A 23,905-nucleotide genomic window follows, 5' to 3' on the forward strand; every position below is an offset into this window, starting at 1 on the left:
ATCTCGAAGTTTTAGTTAAACACTTGATTATAGTACCCCAAATAAAACTCTTTATCGTTGACGCTAGTTATTTTGGTAACACTGGTATTTCTTGGTTCTGGCAGACTCATTGGATCTTGTGGTTTTAAAACATCCAAAGCACCGGCTTTAATCGTAAAACCATGCGTTATGCAAATGATTTTTTCATTAGGGTACTTATTGGTAGTTTCAACCATAAATTCATGCACGCGATTAATCACGTCATCAAAAGTTTCGCCATCTTGAGCATATTTGACGTACATTGGTAAAACGTCGTCCCAATAATCATTATAAGCATCGGGGTGTTGTTTTCTCAAGTCAGCGTTTTTTTGTCCGTCCCATTGACCATATGAAATTTCTAATAATCGTTTGTCAAAACTGACTGGCAATTTAGCTTTTTGATTGAGAATTTCAGTAGTTTGTTTAGTACGATTCAAAGGACTAGAAATAATTCTATCCGCAAAACTGATATCAAAGTGGTCACGCAAGGTTTTGGCTTGTTTTTGACCGTTATCATTGAGATAAGTGATTTCTGAATTAATTGTGCCTTGCTTCATTTTTAGGACATTGGCTTTCGTCTGTCCATGACGAATAAAGTAAAATTGAGTCATATTTCCTCCTAGATGATTGTCTTGATTTAATTATATTCATAATAATTAAAGATTGCTAGTTGACAATTATTAAAAGAATGTTAAAGTTTATTTAAGTTAATTGGAGGTTCTTTAATATGAAAAATATCAAAAATACATTAAACCTTACAGTCTCCTCCAAGTCTACACGTATATACATGTAGGCTTATTAACTAAACCTCATGTATGAAGCCAAATTCATAACTGTGAGGTTAATAAATTAAACCAACTAGTTTCCTCACAGAGATTTTATCTGTGGGGATTTTTTTATCTAATTTTTTAAAGGAGTGGAATTCATGGTAGTTTATAATTTTTCAGCCGGACCAGCTGTTTTGCCAACCGAGGTCATTAAAAGAATTAAGGAAGATTTGCCATCCTTTGATAATTCAGGGATGAGCGTGATGGAAATATCTCATCGTTCAAATCTATTTGATGAAGTTATCGACCAAGCACAACAAGATTTAAAAGAACTGTTGCAAGTGCCAGATGATTATCACGTACTGTTCTTCCAAGGAGGTTGTACATTGCAGTTTACGGCAGCTCCTTTGAATCTAGCAACTGAACATAAAAAAATTGCTCTGTTAGATAGTGGTCATTGGGCTGATCGTGCAAGGGATGAAGCTAGTCGTTTAGGTATTGAAGTGGATGTCATAGATTCAACGAAGAATCTTCACTACACTCAGTTGCCAGCGTTAAAAGACTTGCCACAAGACACTTACGATTACTTGCACATTACAACTAATAATACGATTGAAGGAACAGCCTATAATCGTTTGCCAAAGACAGGGAATACTCCGTTGGTAGCTGACTTGTCGTCCAATTTCTTAGCACAAGATTATGATTTTTCTAAATTCGATTTGATGATGGTGGGAGCTCAAAAGAATGTTGGTATTGCTGGATTAACTATCGTCGTAGTCAAAGATGATCTGATCGGTAAGGCGAAGAATCTTCCTAGCATGATCGATTATGAACTATTTGCCAAAAAGAATTCGATGTTCAACACGCCACCTGTTTTTGCAATTTATGTAGCTGGATTAGTTTTGAAATGGGTCAAAGAACAAGGTGGAGTTAAGGAAATGGATCGTCGTAATCGTAAAAAGTCTGATTTATTGTACGACTTCTTAGACGATTCTAAATTATTTACAGCACCAGTCATGAAACAAGACCGTTCCTTAACGAATGTGCCTTTTGTGACGGGCAAGCCAGAATTAGATCAAGAATTGATTCAACAAGCTAGTGAAGTCGGTTTATTGAATATTAAAGGCCATCGTTCAGTTGGCGGAATGCGAGCTAGTTTGTACAATGCAATGCCTTATATTGGAGTCGAAAAACTAGTTGACTTCTTAAATAAATTTGAAAAAGATTACTGGGGGAAACACTAATGTATGATGTAAAAACTTTTAATGCGATTGCCCAAAGCGGCTTAGATACTTTTAGAAATGATTTTGAAATTAATAAGACTGATGATCCAGATGCTTATTTGATTAGATCAGTTAATTTGTTGGAAGCTGATTTTCCACAGAGCCTAAAGACGATTGTTAGAGCTGGTGCCGGTGTTAACAATATTCCGTTAGACCGCGTGACTGAAAAGGGAATTGCAGTTTTTAATACTCCCGGTAGTAATGCTAATGCCGTTAAAGAATTGATAGTTGCTCTAATGATTGCTACGAAGAGAAATCTCTTTGAGGCACACCAATATTCAGATGAACATACAGAAGCCGATGTTTCTCAACGAACTGAAAAAGACAAAACTAAATTCAATGGTACAGAATTAGCTGGTAAAAAAATTGCAGTAATTGGGTTAGGCCACGTTGGTTCTCTAGTTGCCAATGCTGCGTTAGGATTAGGGATGAAAGTAATTGGTTATGATCCTTATTTATCAGCTAATGCTGCTTGGAGAATCAACAATAAAGTTAAACGAGTTGATACAATTAAAAAAGCCGTTAAGAGTGCCGACTTTGTAACTATTCACGTGCCTAAGAATGAAGAGACAATTGGTTTGATCAGTACTCCAGAAATCAATGAAATGAAAGATGGGGCAGTTTTGTTCAACTATTCTAGAGTTGGTATCGTCGATAATAAGGCTGCTGTTAAAGCTATTCGTAATCAAAAAATCAATCATTACTGTACCGACTTTGGTGAACCGATCATTGCTGACAATCCAAAGATTACCATCACTCCACATATCGGTGGTTCAACTTTAGAAGCTGAATCAAATGGAGCTATTCAAGGTGCTAATACCGTTATGGATTATTTGCAAAATGGCGATACGACTAATTGTGTCAATTTGCCAAATATGCAGGTAGCATTTGAAACAGCTTTTCGAATTACCGTAATTCACCAAAATGTTCCTAACATGGTTGGACAGATCAGTACGCAACTAGCTAATCGTCAAATCAATATTGAAAATATGGCTAATGCGGCTAAAGATAAAGTGGCTTATACGATCGTTGACGTGAACGATTTGAATCAAGATGATGCTGAAGATTTGATTCACCATTTGAATTCTATTCCTGAAGTTTATCGTGTTCGTCTGATAAAACATCAATAAAAAAACCACTCAATTAAATGAGTGGCTTAGAATATTTGTGAACGATATAATCCAACAACTTTTCCTAAGATCTCGACGTTGTCTAAGATGATAGGGTCCATCGTATCGTTTTCAGGTTGTAGGCGGTAATGTCCATTTTCTTGATAAAATCTCTTGCAAGTGGCTTCGATATCTTCAGTCATTGCAATAATGATTTCACCGTTGTTTGCAAAGTTTTGTTCGTGAACGATAACGTGGTCACCATCGTAGATCCCCGCGTTGATCATACTTTCACCGTGAATTTCTAGCATGAACAATTCACCAGATTCACGATTCAAGTCAGGTGGGATTGGGAAGTAACCATCAGGATTTCTTTCAGCGGTAATTGGTTGACCAGCCGCAACAGTACCTAAGATAGGAATTTGTTTTGACTTGATTCCAATTGAACTGAGTCCGATAGTTGTTAACTCGATAGCACGTGGCTTTGTAGGGTCACGTTGAATGTAGCCTTTCTTTTCAAGACGAGATAAATGACCGTGGACCGTTGATGTTGAAGATAAATCTACGGCTTCGCAGATCTCTCTAACAGTAGGCGGATATCCATGTTCATCTAAGTAATCATAAATGCATTGTAAAATTTGTGACTGTTTAGAGCCTTCAGCTTTTGACATTAGAACACCTCATTGTTAATATCTTAAATAGATTGTATCAAAATTTGAATACAAGTTCAAACAAGTGTTCGATTGTATTAGGGAGATTTGATAAAATGAACGAACAAGACGAATTACTTAAGAAAATCAATGAATTAGCCCACAAGGCTAAGGCCGGCACGATTACTAAAGAGGAAGAAGATCAACAAGCAGAACTTAGAAAAGAATACTTGAAGAACTTCCGTGCTAGTTTTAAATCACAAATTGAAATGTTACGTGTCTTTGATAAGCAAGGAAACGAAGTAACTCCTGAAAAAGTTAGAGAAATTCAACGTAAAAAGAGATTACGTGACGATTAGACTTTCATTTATTGAATTTTTTTTGTAATATTAATAAGTATATGGAAAGGGTGAAACATAAATGGGAACAACAATAGTCGTTGGTATTTTAGCTTTGTTGATTGGCCTAGTTGGTGGTTTCTTCGCTGCTAGATGGTATATGAAGAAATATTTCCAAGACAATCCACCAATCAGTGCTGATATGATTAAGCAAATGATGGCTCAAATGGGACAAAAGCCTTCACAAAAGAAACTTAATCAATTAATGAATACTATGAAGAATTCACAAAAGAATAACAAGTAGTTAAACAAAATAAGCGATATGCATATTTTTATATGTGTACCGCTTATTTTTTTATGCAAAAAATTAGTCAATCACTAAATCACGAACTAAAAATATTTGTGTAATTATAATTGACAAAATGTAAACGTTAAACACGAATAATATACGAAAAATATTGTATAAAATACGCTTTTTGCATTGAAAGAAAATGAAAACCCTGATAAACTTTGGATACCAAAGCAAGAAAGGTGGAAATTTTTAATGTCTGATGTAGCGATAGTTATGGGTTCCATTTCCGACTTAAAAGTTATGCAAGCAACAATCGATGTTTTGCAAGAACTCGGAGTTAGTTATGAAGCCAAAGTGATTTCAGCGCACCGTACGCCTCAAGAGATGCTCGATTTTGCTAGAGGCGCTAAGGATACTTTCAAAGTGATCATTGCTGGAGCAGGGGGAGCTGCTCATTTACCTGGCATGATTGCATCATCAACAATTTTACCGGTGATTGGGGTGCCGGTTCCATCGAGATATCTCAAAGGGATGGACTCATTGCTTTCAATAGTACAAATGCCAGCAGGAGTTCCAGTAGCAACTGTTTCCATTGGTGAAGCTGGAGCGAAGAATGCGGCAATTTTAGCCACTAAGATCTGCGCATTACAAAATGAAACTTATCAAGAATCATTAAGGAAATATGTTCAAGCGATGCACGACAAATCGCTAGAAAGTGGGAAAGACCTTGGATAAGACAATTTTACCCGGCTCAACAATTGGAATTATCGGTGGTGGTCAATTAGGTCAGATGATGTCCTTTTGTGCCAAAGAAATGGGTTATAAAGTAATTATTTTAGATCCACAAGAAAATTGTTCAGCTGCTCAAGTGTCTGATGACCAAATCGTAGCCCAATATTCGGACGTTGATCAGCTCGTTGAATTAGCCAAAAGATGCGACGTTTTAACTTACGAGTTTGAAAATGTTGATGCAGCAGCTATCAATGAAGTTAAGAAATACACTCAAGTGCCTCAAGGTACTAAAGCTTTGAAAGTTACTCAAAATCGAATTTCTGAAAAAGATTTTATTGAAGCTAATGGTTTTTCAACTGTGCCACACGTTGTGATTGAAAATATCTTCGAATATCATCGCGGCGTAGAAAAATTAGGCGCACCAGTAATTTTGAAGACGATTCGTGGCGGCTATGATGGCAAAGGACAAATATTAGTCACTGATCCAGAGAATGTCTGTTATGCCGATATTGAGCATTTGTTGATGCAAGGCCCTTGCATGTTGGAGAAAAAAATCAATTTGGAAAAAGAAGTTTCAGTTGTCGTTTCTGCTAACAGTAAAGGCGATAAGTCAATTTTTCCAATTATTGAAAATGTTCATCGCCACAATATTTTGCATTTGAGTACTTGTCCAGCACAAATCAGTGAAAAGAGTGCTCAACATATTTATAACGTTGCTGAAACTTTAGCTGAAAAACTCGAATTAGTTGGCACGATGTGTATCGAATTCTTTATTTCTGATGAAGACGAAGTTTTTGTTAATGAGATTGCTCCAAGACCTCATAATTCCGGTCATTTAACGATTGAAGCATGCAATATTTCTCAATTCGATGCTCATATTCGTGGAGTTTGCAATTTGGCAATGCCACAAGTAGAACTTCTAAAACCAGCTGCCATGGTCAACCTTTTGGGACAGCATTTGGAGCCTGCTAAAAAAGAATTGAGTCAACATCCAGAATGGCATTTTCATGACTATGGCAAGGATGCTGTCAAAGAAAACCGTAAGATGGGACACATCACAATTTTGAGTGATGACCTTGAAAAGACTAAACAAGCTATCGAAAATAATTCAATTTGGGACGTGTAAAAATGACAAATGAAAAGTTGCTTTACGAAGGAAAAGCTAAGAACGTGTATCAAGCTGAAAATGAAGATGAAGTTTTGATGGTTTATAAGGATCAAGCAACAGCTTTCAATGGTAAGAAAAAAGAAATTTTGCCAGGTAAAGGTGTTTTGAATTGCCAAATCTCTATGTTAGTTTTTGACTATTTGATCAAGAATGGCATCAAAACTCACTTGGTCAAAAATCTTTCAGATCATGAACAATTGGTTAAAAAAACTGACGTCTTTTCTTTAGAAGTAGTTTTAAGAAATATCACTTCCGGATCTTTAGTAAGAAAATTCCAAATTGAAGAAGGTCAGAAATTATCGACTCCAATTATCGAATTTTATTATAAGAGCGATGCTCTAGATGATCCTTTCATCAACGAATCACAGATCCATGCACTAGGAATTGCCGATAAAGAAGAAGTTGAGGTCATCAAGGAACAAGCTTTAGAAATCAATCAATTGTTGATTCCTTTCTTTGCTAAAGCTGACTTTGATTTAGTAGATTTCAAATTGGAATTTGGTAAATATAACGGTCAAATCATTTTAGTAGATGAATTTTCACCAGACAATTGCCGTCTTTGGGATAAAACTAGTCACCATTCAATGGATAAAGATGTTTTTAGAAAACACGAAGGCGATTTAGTTGAAACATACCACGACGTCTTGCAACGACTACAAGATAAATAGGAGAGAAGCAATGAAATTAGTTAAAGTTTATGTCACTTTGAAGGATTCCGTTTTAGATGCACAAGGAGAAGCAATCAAATCTGCCATTAATACAATGGGTTATGACAAAATATCTGACGTTCACATGGGCAAGTACTTTGAATTGAAGTTTGCCAATGACTATCAAGAATTAGAAAACGATGTCGACAAAATTTGTGATGACCTGTTAGCAAATCCTAATATTGAAACTTATCGCTATGAAATTACGGAGGCTGAATAAATGAAATTTGCAGTAGTGAATTTCCCTGGTTCAAATTGTGATATGGACCTCTTTTATGCGATTCGCGATGGTGTCAAACAAGAAGTTGAATTAGTCGACTATCGAGCTACATCCTTGGATGGTTTCGACGGTGTTTTGATTCCTGGTGGTTTTTCATACGGTGACTATTTACGTAGTGGGGCAATTGCAGTGCATGCACCGATCGTTAAAGAGATTATTCGCTTTGCTAATGAAGGCAAAATCGTTTTAGGAATTTGCAATGGTTTCCAGATTTTAACTGAGCTAGGTTTGTTGCCAGGTGCCTTAATCCAAAACGAAAAGAGTCGCTTTATTTGTGAGACTGTCGATCTTGAAGTTGAGAATAATCAAACTGTTTTCACAAGTCATTATCAACCAAAAGAAGTGATCAAAGTTCCAGTAGCTCACGGTGAAGGTCGTTATTACTGTGATGAAGCAACTTTGCAAGAATTAAAAGAGAATCACCAAATCATTTTCAAATATAAAGATAATATCAATGGCAGCGTGGACCAAATTGCCGGCATTGCTAATAAAGAAAAAAATGTATTGGGAATGATGCCCCATCCAGAAAGAGCGATTGAAGAAATCCTCGGTTCTGACGATGGTTTGAAATTGTTCCAATCGTTAATCAATCCAGAAGTAAAGGTGAATGACTAATGACTGAACCTACTGCAAAACAAATTAAAACTGAAAAAATTTACCAACAATGGGGTCTAACTGATGAAGAGTACGACTTGATCAGTGAAAAGATTTTACATCGTCTCCCTAACTACACTGAAACTGGACTTTATTCGGTAATGTGGAGTGAACATTGTTCTTATAAGAATTCCAAAAAAGTTCTTCGCAAAATGCCAAATCACAGTGACCGTGTTTTAGCAGGTCCCGGTGAAGATGCTGGTATTTTAGACATTGGCGATAATCAAGCTGTCGTTTTCAAAGCCGAAAGTCACAACCATCCATCAGCTGTCGAACCGTATCAAGGTGCCGCAACCGGTGTTGGGGGAATCATTAGAGATATTTTCTCAATGGGTGCTCAACCAATCGCTTTGATGAATAGTTTGAAATTTGGACCATTGAAAGATGGAAAAACGAAGCATTTAGTTAACGAAGTAGTTGCTGGTATTGGTGGCTATGGAAACTGTATCGGTTTGCCAACTATTGGTGGGGAAATCTCGTTTGAAGATTGCTACGAACACAATCCACTCGTCAATGCCATGTGCATTGGTTTGTTGAACAGTACTGACTTCAAGCACGGTAAAGCTAGTGGCGATAAGAATTTGATTGTCTATGTCGGTGCTAAGACTGGTCGTGATGGAATCCATGGAGCAACCTTTGCCTCAGATGAATTTACCGACACGAAAAACAAGCAACGTTCAGCTGTTCAAGTTGGGAATCCTTTCATTGAAAAATTATTGATGGATGCCTGTGTTGAAATCATCGAACAACATTCTGAATGGGTTTTAGGTATTCAAGATATGGGTGCTGCCGGTTTAGTTTCTTCAACCGCTGAAATGGCTTCTAAAGCAGGTTCAGGTTTGAAATTGAATCTAGATCGTGTGCCACAACGAGAAACTGGAATGACAGCTTACGAAATGATGTTGTCAGAATCTCAAGAGCGAATGGTTCTGTGCGTAAAGCCAGAATTCGTCGATGACGTATTGATGTTCTTTAGACGTTTTGAATTGGATGCCGTTGTTATTGGAGAAGTTACCAATGATAAGCAATATCGTATTTATCACCACAATGAATTAGTAACTGATATTCCGGTTGATAGTTTGACTGAAGACGTTCCAGAATATGACCGAGCTGAAAAACAACCTCAAAGAATGATTGATGATAAGGATTTTCACTTTGAACCAACGATTTCTTCATTGAAAGAAACTTGGCTGGACATGTTAAAGCGTCCTAATATCGCAAGTAAGAAACATTTTTATCAGACTTATGATTCTCAAGTTAAAGCTAATACTCTGGTTCGTCCTGGTAGCGATGCCGGTGTAGTTAGAATTCGTGGCACAAAAAAAGCCATCGCAGTTACTAACGATAGCAATTCTAAGTATGTTTATTTAAATCCTTATGTCGGTGGACAAATTGCTGTTATGGAAGCAGCTAGAAATATTGTTGCCAGCGGTGGTTTGCCAATCGGTATCACTGACTGTTTAAATTACGGAAATCCCGAAGATCCAGAAGCCTTTTATGAACTAGATAAGAGTGTCGAAGGAATTGCAAGTGCCTGTGAAGTAGTTGATACGCCAGTTATTTCCGGAAATGTCTCACTTTACAACGAATATAACGAAGTAGCTATTTATCCTAGTCCAATGGTTGGGATGGTCGGCTTGATCGACGATATTAAAAAAGTTACTACAAGTGATTTCAAGCAGAGCCAAGACTTAATTTATGTCTTAGGACAAACGGATAATGACTTCAATGGCTCAGAAATTCAAATGGAACAGATGAAGCAATTAAAAGGTGATTTAAGACCACTAGACCTCAATCAAGAAAAACTACACCAAGATTTGATCAGACAAGCTATCAATCAAGGTTTACTAAAGAGTTGTCACGATCTTTCTGAAGGTGGTCTAGCAGTTGCTTTGTCAGAATCAGCTTTTGAAAATGAACTAGGCTTTGAGATTGAAACTAAATTAACTTCAAAGCAAATGTTCTCAGAAACTCAATCACGATTCTTAGTAACCGTAGCACCAGAAAATCAAGTAGCGTTTGAAAAAATAGTACAAAGAGATTTTGAATTATTAGGTTTTGTTAGTTCTCAAAATATTTTCAAAATTACTACAGCTGATGAGACTGTTCAAATTGATGGGCAGACAGCTAAGAGTAGTTGGAAAGAGGCGATTGCGTGCTTAATGAAGTAAAGAGTTTGAATGAAGAATGTGGTGTGTTTGGTGTTTGGGGAGCTGAAAATGCTAACTATTTAACTTATTTAGGATTGCACAGTCTGCAACATCGTGGTCAAGAAGGCGCCGGAATTGTTGCTAATGATGGTAAAAGATTACGAACTTATCGTAATTTAGGATTGTTGACACAAGTTTTTTCTAAGCCAGAATTTCTCAACAGTCTAGTCGGCGATTCAGCGATTGGTCACGTTCGTTATTCGACAGCCGGTGAGAACAAAATTGAAAACGTTCAGCCATTATTGTTTGATTTTACAGACAGTCAAATCGCTCTAGCACATAACGGTAACCTGACGAATGCAATTACGCTCAAAAAAGAATTAGAAGAAAAGGGTCATATTTTTAAATCTAGTTCTGATTCAGAAGTTTTAGTGCATCTCATTAAAGTTTCCAATGCACCTACATTACACGAAAAAATCGTCGAAGCACTCAATAAGATTCAAGGTGGTTTCGCATACTTGTTGTTGACAAAGGACGCTTTGATCGTAGCGCTTGATTCCCATGGATTTAGACCTTTATCAATCGGTAAATTGCCTAACGGTGGTTTCGTAGTAGCTAGTGAGACGTGTGCTTTGGATGCTGTTGGCGCTACCTTGATTCGTAACGTTCAACCTGGAGAATTGATCACCATCTCTGATTCAGGTATGGAAATTGATCACTGGACTAAGAAGACACAATTGGCAATTTGTTCTATGGAATTTATTTACTTCGCACGACCAGATTCTGACATTTTGGGTATCAACGTTCATTCAGCCAGAAAACGTATGGGTGCCAATCTTGCTAAAGAAGCCCCAGCTGACGGAGATATTGTCGTGGGTGTTCCTAACTCTTCTTTATCAGCAGCGAGTGGATATGCTGAAGAGATTGGTTTGCCTTACGAAATGGGCTTGATCAAGAACCAATATATGGGACGTGAATTTATCCAACCAACTAAAGAATTACGTGAAAAGAGTGTTCGTCAAAAGTTGGCTGCTGTCAAAGGTGTCGTTCGTGGCAAACGAGTGATTTTGGTCGATGATTCAATCGTCCGTGGAACTACTTGTGCCTATATCGTGCAATTATTGCGTGACGCTGGTGCCGTTGAAGTTCATCTAAGAATTGCTTCACCACGTTTTATGCATCCATGTTTTTACGGTATCGATATTCAAGAAAAGAGCGAGTTGATTGCTGCTCACAAGTCGATTCCTGAAATGAACCAAATGTTTGGCTCTGATTCATTGAAGTTTCTCAGTGAAGATGGCTTGATTAAAGCAATTGGTTTAAATGCGGATGCACCATATTCTGGTTTGGATATGTCATATTTCAATGGCGATTATCCAACGTATCTCTATGATTACGAGTCCAAAAAATAAGGAGGCATCAAGATGTCCAATCCCTATCAAGATGCGGGTGTTGATATTCAATCAGGCTATAAGATTTCTAAGTTTGTTAAACAAAACACTCACAATAAAAATATCGGCAATTTTGGCGGTGTTTACGAGATTCCAGAAGGCTACAAACATCCAGTTCTAGTTTCTAGCGATGATGGTGTCGGGACGAAATTGTTACTGACGAATGAAGCCAAGAAGTGGGATACGATTGGTATTGATTTGGTGGCAATGTGTGTCAACGATATTTTGTCGCAAGGTGCTATTCCTCAATACTTCCTAGACTATATTTCAACTGGCAAAATCGATCACAAGGTCGAAGAAATACTCAAAGGCGTAATTGCCGGTTGCAATCAAGCAAACGCTGCTTTGATTGGTGGCGAAACTGCTGAAATGCCTGGTGTTTATAGTGAAAAAGATTATGACTTAGCAGGATTTTCAGTTGGTATTTGTGAAAAGGACGGTTTATTGCAAAAACAAAATCTAAAAGCTGGCGATGTTTTGATTGGTATCACATCTAGTGGTATTCATTCTAATGGCTATTCGCTCGTTCGAAAGATTTTCTTCCAAGATCACAATTTTTCTATCAATGACGTATTGCCAGAAGCATCTGGAAAGACTTTAGGTGAATTATTGTTAACACCGACAAAGATTTATGTTGAAGACGTTGTTCCGTTGTTAGAAGAACGTTTGATCAAAGGCATCAGTCACATCACTGGTGGAGGTTTTCTTGAGAATATTCCTCGAATGTTGCCAGATGATTTAACGGCGTCAATCAATGTCGATGTTTGGCCAAAGTTACCTATCTTTGATATTTTGCAAAAATACGGACAATTAGAGCTAAGCGATATGTATAACATTTTCAATATGGGTATCGGGATGGTCATTGCTGTCGATCCTGCCAGAGAAATTGAAGTTTTGGAATTATTGAATGAGACTAAGACTAATGCTTATACGATTGGTGAACTAGTACCAAAGGAATCTCAAAGTCTGATTTTGAAAGGAGATAAGCTATGAGAGTAGCCGTCTTTGCTTCAGGTAATGGTAGTAATTTTGAAGCCATTGCTAAATCAGATGAGTTAAGGAATTTAGGGTTAGAAATCGAACTCTTAGTATGTGATCAACCCCAAGCTCACGTTTTAAAACGGGCTGAAAAGTATCATATTCCGGTATTTGTTAATCGATTAGCTGATTATCCAGATCGTAATGCTTACGAACAAGCTATTGTCGATAAATTAAAGCCGTTGAAGATCGAATACGTTTTATTAGCAGGTTATATGAAAGTAGTTACGAAGACTTTATTAGGTGCTTATCCTAATCGCATTATTAATATTCATCCATCACTGTTGCCAAAATTTTCGGGATTAGAAGCGATTGAACGGGCTTTTGCTGCAGGGGATGAAGTAACTGGCGTGACGATTCATTATATTGATGAAGGGGTAGATACTGGTCCAGTTATCAAGCAGTGCAAAGTCGTTCGTTTACGAAATGATACTGAAGCTAGTTTGGAAGCAAGAATTCATCAAACTGAGCATCAAATGTATCGCCAAGTAATTCTTGATTTATTAAATAAAAATAATGAGGTGGCCAAATAATGAAGAGAGCTTTGATCAGTGTTTCAGATAAAACAGGTGTAGTTGAATTTGCTAAAGGTTTAATCGCTAATGATTTTGAAATTATTTCAACTGGTGGCACATATAAGAAACTCCAAGAAGCAGGCGTTAAAGTAACTGAAATCGATGAAGTAACTAAATTTCCAGAAATTCTCGATGGTCGTGTGAAGACATTGCATCCAGTCGTTCATGCTGGATTGTTAGCTAAACGTGACAATCCAGAACACATGAAAACACTTGAAAAGCTCAATATTAATACAATTGATTTAGTTTGTGTCAATCTTTATCCATTTAAAGAAACTATTTCAAAAGCAGACGTTACGCCCGCACAAGCTATTGAACAAATCGATATCGGCGGACCTTCAATGATTCGTTCTGCTTCTAAGAATTTCAAGAGTGTATATGTAGTTATTGATAATAAGGATTATGAAACTGTTCTTGAAAGCATTAAATCAGATGAAGACGATACTGTTTTACGCCGTCGTTTAGCTGCCAAGGCTTTCCGTCATACAGCTCAATACGATAGCATTATTGCTCATTATTTGACTGATCTAAATGGGGATGAATTCCCAGATGTTGAAGTTCTAGGATACGATTATCATCAAGAATTAAGATACGGTGAAAATTCTCATCAAAAGGCTGCCTTTTATCAAAGTGCTATGCCAAGTGAATATTCAATTGCTTCAGCTAAACAACTACATGGTAAGGAATTATCATTCAACAATATCAAGGATGCTGACGCTGCTTTAAGAATCGTGGCTGATTTTGACCAACCTTGTGTTGCCGCTTTGAAGCATATGAATCCTTGTGGCGTTGGGGTTGATGATGAATCAATTTACAAGGCATGGAGAAAAGCTTATACAGCTGATACAATGTCAATTTTTGGTGGTATCGTAGCGGTCAACCGTGAAGTTACTAAGGAAATTGCTGAAGAAATGCACAAGATTTTCTTGGAAATCGTAATTGCTCCTAGTTTCACTCCAGAAGCTCTAGAAATTCTAGAAGCTAAAAAGAACATTCGTCTTTTGACACTTGATTTCTCCAAGGCTAAATCTGCTGACAAATATGATTATGTATCTGTTATGGGTGGATTATTAGTTCAAGAACGTGATAGTACTGTAGACAAGCTCGATGAATTTAAGGTCGTTACTAAAAAAGCTCCAACCGATGAAGAAATGAAAGCTTTATTATTCGGTCAACAAATCGTTAAGCACGTTAAGAGTAATGCCATCGTTATCTCAACGACTGACAAGACACTTGGTATTGGTGCTGGTCAAATGAATCGTATCGGTTCAGTTAAAATTGCGATTGAACAAGAAGAACAAGCTGATACGCATACTCCATTAGTTATGGCTTCTGATGCCTTCTTCCCAATGGATGACTGTGTGCAATACGCTGCTGAACACAACATTACAGCTATTGTTCAACCAGGTGGTTCCATTAAGGATCAAGACTCAATCGACATGGCAAATGAACATGGTATTGCAATGGTCTTCACAGGTAGAAGACACTTCAAACACTAGAGAGGTTTTTTAATGAAAATACTTGTTGTTGGTTCTGGTGCCAGAGAAGATGCTATTTGTAAGTCATTACTGAAAAATGATGACAATACAGTTTTCTGTGCACCCGGAAATGATGGAATGAAATTATCAGGTATCAAAACAATTTCAATCAATGAAGATGAATTTGATCACTTAACTAACTTTGTTCAAACCAATAATATCGACTATACGATCGTTGGTCCGGAAGAACCATTGGTGAATGGAATCGTTGATTTCTTCAAGGAACGTAAATTAAAAATCTTTGGCCCTAACAAATTGGCAGCACAAGTGGAAGGTTCTAAGACCTTTACTAAAAAAGTGATGGCTGATGCCAATATTCCAACGGCTAAGTATCGTGAATTTACTGATTTAGAGAGTGCTGTAGAGTATTTGACAGTTGAAGCGAGCTTTCCAACGGTTATCAAAGCTGACGGTTTAGCTGCTGGCAAAGGCGTTTATATTGTTCAGGACTTAAATGAAGCTTTAGAAGTGGTCAGTGAACTTTTGGATGGACATAAATTCAATACTAAAAGAGTAGTGATTGAAGAGTACCTTGATGGTGAAGAATTTTCACTGATGGCATTTGTCGATCACAAGCGCTTTTATCCAATGCCTTTGGCTCAAGACTACAAAAAGATTTTTGAAGGCGACAAGGGACCTAATACTGGTGGTATGGGGGCTGTTTGTCCGGTAAATAATATTTCTGATGACATCAGGCAAATGGCAATTGACCAAGTTTTGAAGCCTTTTGTTCATCAACTGTATCAAGAAGGTATCAAGTACACTGGCATTTTATATGCTGGCTTGATCTTGACTAAAGATGGTATCAAGGTAATTGAATTCAACGCTCGTTTCGGCGATCCGGAAACAGAAGTTGTTTTGCCACGATTGAAGTCTGACTTATCTGATATTTTTGTGAAGATTTTAAATCATAAAAAGATTGCCGAGATAAATTGGGAAACCAAAGGTCTCAACTTAGGTGTCTTTGCAGTCAGCAAAGGTTATCCACAACAACCAATTTTTGGTAGTTTGGGTAAAGTCGCTGATTTCAAAAACTGTCCTTTGACGATCAACTTTGCTGGCGTTCGTAAGCAAGATGATGAATTGATCAGTAATGGTGGACGTTTGTACTTGATGCAAACACGAGCTGATTCATTGAGTCATGCTCAAGCAGACATTTATCAGAATTTGCAACGGATGAATCAAGAGAATATTTTTTATCGACGCGATATTGGTAAAAATTCCATATAAACGAAAAAGACGACAATTTCGATTTGAAATGTCGTCTTTTTTATTTATATAATTATTTATGTTTCTTTTTTGGTGGGATATATTCAAAACTGGGATCAATTTCATTATCGATTTTATCCCAAGCTTTTTCCATATCATCGTTAACTTGTTTAGTCTGTGCTTCATCCAATTTAGCTTTGAAGTCAAAGTCGATTTCTGGACCAACTCCGATTGTGATTCTTTGGTGTTTCAAAAGACCGCCGAATGTTAGTGGTCCTTGATAGACAAAAGGAACTAACGGAGCCTTAGAAAGTTTAGCTATTAAAGCAGCGCCACCTTTTAAATCTTCTGAATAACGAGTTCCAGAAGGGAACATGATCAAAACTTTGCCTTCTTTTTTCAAGGCTTTAACAGGTGTCTTGATTACTGAAGGACCAGGATGTTCACGATCGACTGGGAAAGCGTGGGCATGGACTAAAATGAATCTTAAAATCGGATTCTTGAAGAGTTCTTTTTTTGCCATAAAAGTTGCATCACGTGGCGAGATTACCAAAGCAAAGAAGATTGGCTCCCACCAAGTTCGATGAGGTGCTACTAGAATATAAGGCTTATCAGGCAAGTTTTCCTTGCCAACAACGTGATAACGCCCGTTTAAGAGGAAGACTAGTCCTCTAACTAAAACACGAATTACTTTATAAAACATAAAATTCTCATTCTCCCAAAAATAATTTTCACTTATTTAAAATACCATAAAGCAGGTGTAATATGTCGATTAATTCTCAAGATACGATTGCCAATAGCGGTATCAAGATCAATCAGGACAAAGAGCTCTATTCATTTAACCTTGATACTATTTTACTCTATAATTTCGCAAATCCCGCAAAAAAAGGCAAAGTTGTCGATTTATGTGCTGGCAATGGGGCCATCGGTTTATCTTTAGCTAGTAAAACTTCCGCCAAAATTTATTTAGTTGAAATTCAAAAACAACTCGCAGATTTGGCACAACAAAGCATCACAGATAATCATCTCGCTAGTCAAGTGACGTTGATCAATGATGATTTAAAAAACGTACAACAATACATCGCTCATGATACAGTTGATACGATCGTCTGCAATCCGCCATATTTTAAAGTGACTGATCAAACGGCAATCAAAGATAATGCCGTTTTAGCCATAGCTCGTCACGAACTAAAGGCTGATTTAAAAGATATTTTGTCAGCGATTAAAGTTTTACTCAAGGAAAATTCTCATGCCTATTTAGTTTATCGTCCACAACGACTCAGCGATTTGTTAGTAACGATGAATGAAGAGAAATTGCAAGCTAAGCGTCTAAGATTCGTCAGAACGACTTCTAAAAAAGATGCCAATTTAGTATTAGTCGACGCTATCAAAACCGTAAAGACCGCATCTTTGAAAGTAGAACCAGACTTAGTTATTTATGACGAAAATCATCAATTGAGTAAAGAGGCCGATTTAATAATCAATGGAAAGTAAATACTATGTATACATGTTGTTATGCAGCGACCAGACTTTTTATACGGGAACTAGTAATAATGTAGAAAAGCGAGTAAAGACGCACAATGCCGGCAAAGGTGCTAAGTACACGAAAGTTAGACGTCCGGTGCAACTCATGTATACCGAAGAACTAGCTAATAAATCCGCAGCCTTGAAACGGGAGATTGTAATCAAAAAGCTGACACGTCAACAAAAAGAACAACTTTTAAAAAGTCACGGAATAAATTGGCACGACTACTTGATTAAATAGTGGTCTTCATTTATAATATTAAACCGTATTGAATACACACACTTAACGATTCAGTTGATGGTGCGCGAGTCGCGTTTCAATTGAATAGGACTTAAGTGGAGGTAAAAACCAGGAGGAACTTTTTATGTCAGTTATTTCTATGAAACAACTTCTTGAAGCCGGTGTACATTTCGGTCACCAAACAAGAAGATGGAACCCTAAGATGAAGCCATTTATCTTTACACAAAGAAATGGTATTTACATCATTGATTTACAAAAAACAGTACGCATGATCGACGATGCATACAACTATATGAAGGCTGTTGCCGGTGATGATGGAATTTTCCTATTCGTTGGTACAAAGAAACAAGCCCAAGACGCTGTTGCTGAAGAAGCTACACGTGCCGGTCAATACTACGTTAACCACCGTTGGTTAGGTGGAACTTTGACTAACTGGAACACAATCCAAAAACGTATCAAGAGATTAAAGGACATCAAGGCAATGGCTGAAGATGGTACTTTTGATCGTCTACCTAAGAAAGAAGTTGCTTTACTACAAAAGCAACAAGCTAAGCTTGAAAGATTCCTTGGTGGTATCGAAGATATGCCAAGAATTCCAGATGTTATGTTCATTGTTGATCCTCACAAGGAAAACATTGCTGTTAACGAAGCTAAGAAGCTTAACATTCCTATCGTAGCTATGGTTGATACAAACACAGATCCAGATCCTATCGATGTTATCATTCCTTCAAACGATGATGCTATTCGTGCCGTTAGATTAATCACATCTAAGATGGCTGATGCTATCGTTGAAGGTAAACAAGGTGAAGAAGCTGTTTCAGATGCAGACTTTGCTAAGGATGACAACAACGACGAAAATTCTGATGCTGCTGATGCAAAATCTATCGAAGATTTAGCACAAGCTAAGAACACAAGCGAAGATAACAAATAATTAAAATAATAAACGTAAAATAGAGTCATCTGAGTAAGATGGCTTTATTTATACGACTGGAGGATTACTAATGGCTAAAATTACTGCTGCTCAAGTTAAAGAATTACGTGATAAGACAAGCGTTGGTATGATGGATGCTAAGAAGGCATTGGTTGCTGCTGACGGTAATATGCAAGAAGCTATCGACAAACTTCGTGAAAAGGGTATTGCTAAGGCTGCCAAGAAGAGTGGTAACATTGCTGCTGAAGGTTTGACACATATCGAAATTTCAGGTAACAAGGCTGCTATCATCGAAGTTAATTCTGAAACTGACTTTGTTTCATCAAATGACAAATTTATCAACTTAGTAAACGAAATTGGTAAAGCTGTTGTTGCTAATGAACCAAAGACAATGGACGAAGCTTTGGAACTTAAGATTGGTGACCAAACAATCAACGAAGCTATCACTGGCTTAACAGCTGTTATCGGTGAAAAGATTTCATTGAGACGTTTCCAAGTTCTTGACAAGACTGATTCACAAGTATTCGGTTCATACCTACACAATGGTGGTTTGATCGGTGCTATCGTTACTCTTGAAGGTGCTGATGAAGCTACTGCTAAAGACGTTGCTATGCACGTTGCAGCCGTAAACCCTGAATTCATGGATCGTGATCAAGTTCCTGCTGATCGTCTAGAACATGAAAAAGCTATCTTCACTGAAGAAACTAAGGCTGAAGGTAAACCTGAAAAGATCATTCCTAGAATCGTTGAAGGCCGTCTAAACAAGTTCTTGTCAGAAATTAGTTTGGCTGACCAAGAATTCGTTAAGGATTCAGACATGACAGTTCAACAATTCGTTGAATCAAAGAATGGTAAGTTAGTTTCATTCGTTCGTTATGAAGTTGGCGAAGGTATCGAAAAGAAACAAGAAGACTTTGCTGAAGAAGTAAAGAACCAAATGAAGTAATTTTTTAACAATTTCGAGAAAGGTCGCTTAATTCAATTTGAATTAAACGACCTTTTCTTTGTATAAAGGGTTGTATCCGAGCAATTTTTATTTAAAAATAGTGTTTAGATAAATTTAGTGTTTCTAATATGTTAAAATGTTTAATAGCAAAATTAAAGGAGAGTACTTATGCCTAATATCAAGTATAAAAGAATTATCTTAAAAGTTTCTGGTGAAGCTTTAGCTGGAGAAAAAGGATTTGGCATTAATCCCCCAGTTATCAAAAAAATCGCTGAACAAATTAAAAGTGTTCATGATTTAGGTGTTGAAGTTGCCATTGTTTGTGGTGGTGGAAACATCTGGCGTGGTGAAACTGGTGCTGAAATGGGTATGGATCGTGCTCAAGCAGATTACATGGGTATGATGGCTACAGTTATGAATGGTCTAGCTTTACAAGATGGTTTGGAAAATATTGGTGTCCCAACTCGTGTGCAAACTTCAATTGAAATGCGTCAAGTTGCAGAACCATATATCAGAAGAAGAGCCGTTAGACATCTAGAAAAAGGCCGTGTAGTTATTTTTGCCGGTGGAACTGGTAATCCATACTTCTCAACTGATACTACTTCAGTACTACGTGCTGCTGAAATTGAAGCTGATGTTATTTTGATGGCTAAGAATGATGTTGATGGTGTTTATTCAGCTGATCCTAAGAAAGATCCAAATGCTAAGAAGTATTCAGAATTGTCACAACTTGATATTATCAATAAGAACCTCGGTGTTATGGATACAACAGCTTCTTCATTGTCAATGGATAACAATATTCCATTGATCGTCTTCAACTTGAACAAGCCAGAAAACATCAAGAAGGTTGTTCAAGGCGAAAATATCGGAACAATTATAAAGGGTGGTAATGATGACAAATAAAGCTATTACAAAAGCAAAAGAGAATATGTCCAAGTCAGTTGACGTTTTGAGTCGTGAACTAGCTAATATTCGTGCCGGTAAGGCCAATGCTTCAATTTTAAGTAACGTAAGAGTTATGTATTATGGAACAGAAGTACCATTGAATCAAGTTGCTTCTATCAATATTCCTGAAGCACGTGTTTTGATGATCACACCTTATGACAAGTCTTCACTAGATGACATTGAACATGCTATCAACTCATCAGATTTGGGCTTAAATCCTGCTAATGACGGTAGTGTGATTCGTTTGGTTATTCCACAACTTACTGGTGAACGTAGACAAGAAATTGCCAAGCAAGTAGGTAAGGAAGCTGAAAGTGGACGTATTGCTGTTAGAAACGTTCGTCGTGAAGCTATGGATGATTTGAAGAAACAACAAAAGAACAATGATATCACAGAAGACGAATTGCATACTTTAGAAAAAGATGTTCAAAAAGTTACTGACGATGCCATTGCTCAAATGGATAAACTAGCTGCAGATAAGGAAAAGGAAATTACTGAAGGCTAATTTATATGACAGAAGATATTAGGAAGAGATTAGATCCAGATGCTTCGATTCCAAAGCATGTAGCAATTATTATGGATGGTAATGGACGGTGGGCTAAGAGATTAGGTCAACCAAGAATTGCTGGTCATAAAGAAGGCATGAACAATGTCAAAACGATTGCAACTGCTGCCAGTCATTTAGGTGTTAAAGTCTTGAGCCTTTATGCCTTTTCAACTGAAAATTGGAGTCGTCCTAGCAAAGAGGTCAATTTTTTGATGCGCCTACCAGTTGACTTCTTTGGGACATTTATGCCCGATTTAATCAAAGAAAATATTAAAGTATTGGTAACCGGATTTACGGACCATTTGCCTGATAGAACGAGAAAAGTAGTTATGAAAGCAGTTGAGGATACGAAGGATAATACCGGTATGATCCTCAACTTTGCTTTTAATTATGGCGGTCGTGCTGAAATTGTCCATGCAGCAAAAGAGTTGGCAATTAAAGCTCAGGATGGTTCAATAGATCCAACAGACATTGACGACGAATTGTTTTCTAGTCAATTATTAACTAGTCAATTGGGTGAGTTAGCTGACCCAGACTTGTTGATCAGAACTAGTGGCGAAGAGCGAATTTCTAATTTCATGTTATGGCAATTAGCCTATTCGGAAATGGTCTTTGATAAAACTCTTTGGCCTGATTATTCGGTTGATAATTTGATTGAGGATATTCAAGAATTCGATAGAAGAGATCGCCGTTTCGGTTCGGTCTAGTTAGTTTGGGGGAAAATCATGAAACAACGTGTAATTACTGCCGTTATTGCTTTGGCAATTTTTATTCCCATATTGCTTGCAGGTGGAATTTGGCTAGAAGTTGCAGCAGCAGCACTAGCAGCAGTTGGTGTATTTGAAGTTTATATCATGCGCAAGAGAATTATCGTTTCAGTCGACTTTTTAGTGACAATTTTAGGAACGTTAGCTTTAGTAGTACCAAACGGTTTTTATAGCGGTTGGTTGCCTAAGAGTTTCTCACGTCTTGATTTATTTTATGTCTTCGCAGTTATTTTGTTAGTCATTACTGTTTTGACTAAGAACAAATTTAATTTTGAAGATGCAGGTGTTTCAGTAGTTTCAATGCTTTATATCGGAACAGGATTCCACTATTTAGCAGCTGTCAGAAATTCACAGCCAGGACTAGGTTTGTTGATGTATGCTTTGATCGTTGTTTGGTCAACTGATATTTTTGCCTATACGTTTGGTAGAAAAATTGGTAAGCATAAATTATGGCCTGCTATCAGTCCTAATAAGACATGGGAAGGAACAATTGCTGGTATTATTATGGCATTAGTTCTTTCTGGAGTTTATATGATTTTTGTCCCACAAGAATATTCCATCACTTCAATGTTGATGATTGCTTTTGTCTTGTCTATTATGGGACAAATGGGCGATTTGATTGAATCTGCCTACAAGAGATTTTACAAAGTTAAGGATTCAGGAAATATTTTGCCAGGTCATGGTGGAATCTTGGATCGTTTTGATAGTATGTTGATCGTACTACCATTGCTACACATTTTTGGTTTAGTCTAAATTAGCTCGTGGAGGTTAAAATGACCGCGATAATTACATTTATAATCGTTTTTGGAATTTTGGTAATTGTCCATGAATTTGGACACTATTATGCTGCAAAAAAATCAGGAATCTTAGTTCGTGAGTTTTCTGTTGGTATGGGACCGAAGATCGTCGCTTACCGCAAAAATCATACGACCTATACTTTGAGACTGCTGCCTTTAGGTGGGTATGTCCGCATGGCTGGTGCGCAAGAAGATGATTCTGAAATTCAACCGGGAACGATGGCATCATTAGTAATTAATGATGACGATAAAGTAACAAAAATTATAACTTCAAGTAAGGTTTATGATGCAAACGCGGTTCCAGTTCAAATCTCTAAAGCTGATCTTGTTGATGATTTAGTAATCGAAGGATACGAAAATGGTGATGAAACTGTCACTAAAAAGTATTCAGTTGATCATGATGCAACGATTGTTGAAGAAGATGGTACGGAAGTGCAAATTGCACCTCGTGACGTTCAATTGCAATCAGTCTCTGTTTGGAAACGAATGATCACAAACTTTGCTGGTCCATTTAACAATTTTGTTTTAGCAATCGTGGCTGCTATTATCGCTGCCTTTATGATGGGTTCAGTTGGAACTGGCTCTAATCAATTAGGCAGCATTCAAAAGGATTCAGTGGCTCAAAAAGCTGGTCTAAAGGCCAACGATAAAATTTTAAGTATTAACGGGAAGAAAACTGCTTCTTGGACGGATCTGTCAGAGAATATTCAAAATAATCCTGGTAAGAAATTAACGATGAAAGTTCAATCTGGTAAAAAGGTTGAGACTATCAAAGTAACGCCTAAGACAGTTAAATCTTCAGGTCAAAGTTATGGACTGATTGGTATTATGCAAAAGACCGATTCTTCTGCCATGGCTAAGATCAAATATGGTTTCATTTATAGCTGGAGCACTTCGTTAACGATTTTCCACGCTTTAGGAAAGATGGTTTCAGGTGGGTTTAGCATTAATCAATTATCTGGTCCGGTAGGAATTTATTCGATGACTTCTAAAGTTGCCTCAACTGGATTGATCAATATTATTTTCTTCACATCAATGCTGTCTATGAACTTAGGAATCGTTAATTTGATTCCAATTCCAGCACTTGATGGTGGAAAGATTTTATTGAATATCGTTGAAGCTATTAGAAGAAAACCAATTCCAGAACAATATGAAAATGTGATTACCTTAATTGGGGTCGGAATCTTAGTTCTATTAATGATTGCCGTTACCTGGAATGATATCCAGCGCTTCTTTATAAAATAGGGG

The 23,905-nt window shown here is 37.2% G+C and carries 27 protein-coding genes; 24 read left to right on the forward strand and 3 right to left on the reverse strand.

The window, feature by feature from the left end:
- Positions 1-11 precede the first annotated feature (11 nt).
- Positions 12-629 carry a histidine phosphatase family protein gene (locus tag LF20184_RS05565; RefSeq protein ID WP_010019461.1) on the reverse strand — a complete coding sequence of 206 codons (618 nt, stop codon included), beginning with the start codon at positions 627-629 and terminating at the stop codon, positions 12-14.
- Between the two features lie 314 nt (positions 630-943).
- Here LF20184_RS05565 and serC point away from each other — a divergent pair, with 314 nt between their 5' ends.
- Positions 944-2,029 carry a 3-phosphoserine/phosphohydroxythreonine transaminase gene (serC, locus tag LF20184_RS05570; protein WP_010019462.1) on the forward strand — a complete coding sequence of 362 codons (1,086 nt, stop codon included), beginning with the start codon at positions 944-946 and terminating at the stop codon, positions 2,027-2,029.
- Positions 2,029-3,198: a phosphoglycerate dehydrogenase gene (locus LF20184_RS05575; RefSeq protein WP_010019463.1), complete on the forward strand. Its 1,170-nt coding sequence runs from the start codon at positions 2,029-2,031 to the stop codon at positions 3,196-3,198. Before serC ends, LF20184_RS05575 begins: the two co-directional genes overlap by 1 nt.
- A gap of 26 nt (positions 3,199-3,224) precedes the next feature.
- Here LF20184_RS05575 and lexA read toward each other — a convergent pair whose 3' ends face one another.
- Positions 3,225-3,848: a transcriptional repressor LexA gene (gene lexA, locus LF20184_RS05580; protein WP_010019464.1), complete on the reverse strand. Its 624-nt coding sequence runs from the start codon at positions 3,846-3,848 to the stop codon at positions 3,225-3,227.
- A 95-nt stretch (positions 3,849-3,943) separates the two neighbouring features.
- Between lexA and LF20184_RS05585 the strand changes: the two genes are divergently transcribed.
- The 13 genes from LF20184_RS05585 (at position 3,944) to purD (ending at position 15,980) form a co-directional block, all read left to right on the forward strand.
- A complete protein-coding gene (locus LF20184_RS05585; RefSeq protein ID WP_010019465.1) occupies positions 3,944-4,186 on the forward strand; it encodes a DUF896 domain-containing protein in 243 nt (80 codons plus the stop codon).
- 61 nt (positions 4,187-4,247) lie between these two features.
- Positions 4,248-4,469, forward strand: coding sequence for a YneF family protein (locus LF20184_RS05590; RefSeq protein WP_010019466.1), 222 nt, complete (start codon positions 4,248-4,250; stop codon positions 4,467-4,469).
- A gap of 240 nt (positions 4,470-4,709) precedes the next feature.
- Positions 4,710-5,192, forward strand: a complete 483-nt coding sequence (gene purE, locus LF20184_RS05595; RefSeq protein WP_010019467.1) for a 5-(carboxyamino)imidazole ribonucleotide mutase — start codon at positions 4,710-4,712, stop codon at positions 5,190-5,192.
- Entirely contained in the window at positions 5,185-6,315 is a 1,131-nt protein-coding gene (gene purK, locus LF20184_RS05600; RefSeq protein WP_010019468.1) for a 5-(carboxyamino)imidazole ribonucleotide synthase, read from the forward strand. The genes purE and purK overlap by 8 nt, the downstream gene beginning before the upstream one ends.
- Positions 6,316-6,317: 2 nt before the next feature.
- Positions 6,318-7,025, forward strand: a complete 708-nt coding sequence (purC, locus tag LF20184_RS05605; protein ID WP_010019469.1) for a phosphoribosylaminoimidazolesuccinocarboxamide synthase — start codon at positions 6,318-6,320, stop codon at positions 7,023-7,025.
- A gap of 10 nt (positions 7,026-7,035) precedes the next feature.
- Positions 7,036-7,284: a phosphoribosylformylglycinamidine synthase subunit PurS gene (gene purS / locus LF20184_RS05610; RefSeq protein WP_010019470.1), complete on the forward strand. Its 249-nt coding sequence runs from the start codon at positions 7,036-7,038 to the stop codon at positions 7,282-7,284.
- Positions 7,285-7,959 carry a phosphoribosylformylglycinamidine synthase subunit PurQ gene (gene purQ / locus LF20184_RS05615; protein WP_056945154.1) on the forward strand — a complete coding sequence of 225 codons (675 nt, stop codon included), beginning with the start codon at positions 7,285-7,287 and terminating at the stop codon, positions 7,957-7,959.
- The gene (gene purL / locus LF20184_RS05620) at positions 7,959-10,169 is read left to right on the forward strand and encodes a phosphoribosylformylglycinamidine synthase subunit PurL (protein WP_010019473.1); all 2,211 of its coding nucleotides are present in this window, start codon (positions 7,959-7,961) and stop codon (positions 10,167-10,169) included. Before purQ ends, purL begins: the two co-directional genes overlap by 1 nt.
- Entirely contained in the window at positions 10,154-11,560 is a 1,407-nt protein-coding gene (gene purF, locus LF20184_RS05625) for an amidophosphoribosyltransferase (protein WP_029606561.1), read from the forward strand. The genes purL and purF overlap by 16 nt, the downstream gene beginning before the upstream one ends.
- 12 nt (positions 11,561-11,572) lie before the next feature.
- Positions 11,573-12,592 (forward strand): phosphoribosylformylglycinamidine cyclo-ligase, encoded by a 1,020-nt coding sequence (gene purM / locus LF20184_RS05630; protein ID WP_010019476.1) that lies wholly within the window; start codon positions 11,573-11,575, stop codon positions 12,590-12,592.
- Positions 12,589-13,170 (forward strand): phosphoribosylglycinamide formyltransferase, encoded by a 582-nt coding sequence (gene purN / locus LF20184_RS05635; protein ID WP_010019477.1) that lies wholly within the window; start codon positions 12,589-12,591, stop codon positions 13,168-13,170. Before purM ends, purN begins: the two co-directional genes overlap by 4 nt.
- Positions 13,170-14,711, forward strand: coding sequence for a bifunctional phosphoribosylaminoimidazolecarboxamide formyltransferase/IMP cyclohydrolase (gene purH / locus LF20184_RS05640; protein ID WP_010019478.1), 1,542 nt, complete (start codon positions 13,170-13,172; stop codon positions 14,709-14,711). Before purN ends, purH begins: the two co-directional genes overlap by 1 nt.
- A gap of 12 nt (positions 14,712-14,723) precedes the next feature.
- Entirely contained in the window at positions 14,724-15,980 is a 1,257-nt protein-coding gene (gene purD, locus LF20184_RS05645; protein ID WP_010019479.1) for a phosphoribosylamine--glycine ligase, read from the forward strand.
- 52 nt (positions 15,981-16,032) lie between these two features.
- Here purD and LF20184_RS05650 read toward each other — a convergent pair whose 3' ends face one another.
- Positions 16,033-16,662, reverse strand: coding sequence for a lysophospholipid acyltransferase family protein (locus tag LF20184_RS05650; RefSeq protein ID WP_010019480.1), 630 nt, complete (start codon positions 16,660-16,662; stop codon positions 16,033-16,035).
- Between the two features lie 62 nt (positions 16,663-16,724).
- Here LF20184_RS05650 and LF20184_RS05655 point away from each other — a divergent pair, with 62 nt between their 5' ends.
- From LF20184_RS05655 to rseP, 9 genes are all read left to right on the forward strand, one after another.
- Positions 16,725-17,453 carry a tRNA1(Val) (adenine(37)-N6)-methyltransferase gene (locus tag LF20184_RS05655; RefSeq protein WP_010019481.1) on the forward strand — a complete coding sequence of 243 codons (729 nt, stop codon included), beginning with the start codon at positions 16,725-16,727 and terminating at the stop codon, positions 17,451-17,453.
- The gene (locus LF20184_RS05660; protein WP_010019486.1) at positions 17,443-17,724 is read left to right on the forward strand and encodes a GIY-YIG nuclease family protein; all 282 of its coding nucleotides are present in this window, start codon (positions 17,443-17,445) and stop codon (positions 17,722-17,724) included. The genes LF20184_RS05655 and LF20184_RS05660 overlap by 11 nt, the downstream gene beginning before the upstream one ends.
- A gap of 124 nt (positions 17,725-17,848) precedes the next feature.
- Positions 17,849-18,655, forward strand: a complete 807-nt coding sequence (rpsB, locus tag LF20184_RS05665; protein WP_010019487.1) for a 30S ribosomal protein S2 — start codon at positions 17,849-17,851, stop codon at positions 18,653-18,655.
- 70 nt (positions 18,656-18,725) lie between these two features.
- Positions 18,726-19,601, forward strand: a complete 876-nt coding sequence (gene tsf / locus LF20184_RS05670) for a translation elongation factor Ts (RefSeq protein ID WP_010019488.1) — start codon at positions 18,726-18,728, stop codon at positions 19,599-19,601.
- Between the two features lie 168 nt (positions 19,602-19,769).
- Positions 19,770-20,504: a UMP kinase gene (pyrH, locus tag LF20184_RS05675; protein ID WP_010019489.1), complete on the forward strand. Its 735-nt coding sequence runs from the start codon at positions 19,770-19,772 to the stop codon at positions 20,502-20,504.
- Positions 20,494-21,051, forward strand: coding sequence for a ribosome recycling factor (gene frr / locus LF20184_RS05680; protein WP_010019491.1), 558 nt, complete (start codon positions 20,494-20,496; stop codon positions 21,049-21,051). The genes pyrH and frr overlap by 11 nt, the downstream gene beginning before the upstream one ends.
- A 5-nt stretch (positions 21,052-21,056) precedes the next feature.
- Entirely contained in the window at positions 21,057-21,800 is a 744-nt protein-coding gene (locus LF20184_RS05685) for an undecaprenyl pyrophosphate synthase (protein ID WP_010019493.1), read from the forward strand.
- A gap of 18 nt (positions 21,801-21,818) precedes the next feature.
- Positions 21,819-22,613 carry a phosphatidate cytidylyltransferase gene (locus tag LF20184_RS05690; protein ID WP_010019494.1) on the forward strand — a complete coding sequence of 265 codons (795 nt, stop codon included), beginning with the start codon at positions 21,819-21,821 and terminating at the stop codon, positions 22,611-22,613.
- A gap of 20 nt (positions 22,614-22,633) precedes the next feature.
- Positions 22,634-23,902: an RIP metalloprotease RseP gene (gene rseP / locus LF20184_RS05695; RefSeq protein ID WP_056945155.1), complete on the forward strand. Its 1,269-nt coding sequence runs from the start codon at positions 22,634-22,636 to the stop codon at positions 23,900-23,902.
- The last annotated feature ends 3 nt before the right edge of the window (positions 23,903-23,905 follow it).

This window comes from Companilactobacillus farciminis KCTC 3681 = DSM 20184 (assembly GCF_002706745.1).
Classification (GTDB): Bacteria; Bacillota; Bacilli; order Lactobacillales; family Lactobacillaceae; genus Companilactobacillus; species Companilactobacillus farciminis.

What these genes read in the sequence shown, in the direction of transcription:
- LF20184_RS05565 (WP_010019461.1), bottom strand. Translation starts at nt 629, where the DNA reads ATGACTCAATTTTACTTTATTCGTCATGGACAGACGAAAGCCAATGTC.
- serC (WP_010019462.1), top strand. Translation starts at nt 944, where the DNA reads ATGGTAGTTTATAATTTTTCAGCCGGACCAGCTGTTTTGCCAACCGAG.
- LF20184_RS05575 (WP_010019463.1), top strand. Translation starts at nt 2,029, where the DNA reads ATGTATGATGTAAAAACTTTTAATGCGATTGCCCAAAGCGGCTTAGAT.
- lexA (WP_010019464.1), bottom strand. Translation starts at nt 3,848, where the DNA reads ATGTCAAAAGCTGAAGGCTCTAAACAGTCACAAATTTTACAATGCATT.
- LF20184_RS05585 (WP_010019465.1), top strand. Translation starts at nt 3,944, where the DNA reads ATGAACGAACAAGACGAATTACTTAAGAAAATCAATGAATTAGCCCAC.
- LF20184_RS05590 (WP_010019466.1), top strand. Translation starts at nt 4,248, where the DNA reads ATGGGAACAACAATAGTCGTTGGTATTTTAGCTTTGTTGATTGGCCTA.
- purE (WP_010019467.1), top strand. Translation starts at nt 4,710, where the DNA reads ATGTCTGATGTAGCGATAGTTATGGGTTCCATTTCCGACTTAAAAGTT.
- purC (WP_010019469.1), top strand. Translation starts at nt 6,318, where the DNA reads ATGACAAATGAAAAGTTGCTTTACGAAGGAAAAGCTAAGAACGTGTAT.
- purS (WP_010019470.1), top strand. Translation starts at nt 7,036, where the DNA reads ATGAAATTAGTTAAAGTTTATGTCACTTTGAAGGATTCCGTTTTAGAT.
- purQ (WP_056945154.1), top strand. Translation starts at nt 7,285, where the DNA reads ATGAAATTTGCAGTAGTGAATTTCCCTGGTTCAAATTGTGATATGGAC.
- purL (WP_010019473.1), top strand. Translation starts at nt 7,959, where the DNA reads ATGACTGAACCTACTGCAAAACAAATTAAAACTGAAAAAATTTACCAA.
- purM (WP_010019476.1), top strand. Translation starts at nt 11,573, where the DNA reads ATGTCCAATCCCTATCAAGATGCGGGTGTTGATATTCAATCAGGCTAT.
- purN (WP_010019477.1), top strand. Translation starts at nt 12,589, where the DNA reads ATGAGAGTAGCCGTCTTTGCTTCAGGTAATGGTAGTAATTTTGAAGCC.
- purH (WP_010019478.1), top strand. Translation starts at nt 13,170, where the DNA reads ATGAAGAGAGCTTTGATCAGTGTTTCAGATAAAACAGGTGTAGTTGAA.
- purD (WP_010019479.1), top strand. Translation starts at nt 14,724, where the DNA reads ATGAAAATACTTGTTGTTGGTTCTGGTGCCAGAGAAGATGCTATTTGT.
- LF20184_RS05650 (WP_010019480.1), bottom strand. Translation starts at nt 16,662, where the DNA reads ATGTTTTATAAAGTAATTCGTGTTTTAGTTAGAGGACTAGTCTTCCTC.
- LF20184_RS05655 (WP_010019481.1), top strand. Translation starts at nt 16,725, where the DNA reads ATGTCGATTAATTCTCAAGATACGATTGCCAATAGCGGTATCAAGATC.
- LF20184_RS05660 (WP_010019486.1), top strand. Translation starts at nt 17,443, where the DNA reads ATGGAAAGTAAATACTATGTATACATGTTGTTATGCAGCGACCAGACT.
- rpsB (WP_010019487.1), top strand. Translation starts at nt 17,849, where the DNA reads ATGTCAGTTATTTCTATGAAACAACTTCTTGAAGCCGGTGTACATTTC.
- tsf (WP_010019488.1), top strand. Translation starts at nt 18,726, where the DNA reads ATGGCTAAAATTACTGCTGCTCAAGTTAAAGAATTACGTGATAAGACA.
- pyrH (WP_010019489.1), top strand. Translation starts at nt 19,770, where the DNA reads ATGCCTAATATCAAGTATAAAAGAATTATCTTAAAAGTTTCTGGTGAA.
- frr (WP_010019491.1), top strand. Translation starts at nt 20,494, where the DNA reads ATGACAAATAAAGCTATTACAAAAGCAAAAGAGAATATGTCCAAGTCA.
- LF20184_RS05685 (WP_010019493.1), top strand. Translation starts at nt 21,057, where the DNA reads ATGACAGAAGATATTAGGAAGAGATTAGATCCAGATGCTTCGATTCCA.
- LF20184_RS05690 (WP_010019494.1), top strand. Translation starts at nt 21,819, where the DNA reads ATGAAACAACGTGTAATTACTGCCGTTATTGCTTTGGCAATTTTTATT.
- rseP (WP_056945155.1), top strand. Translation starts at nt 22,634, where the DNA reads ATGACCGCGATAATTACATTTATAATCGTTTTTGGAATTTTGGTAATT.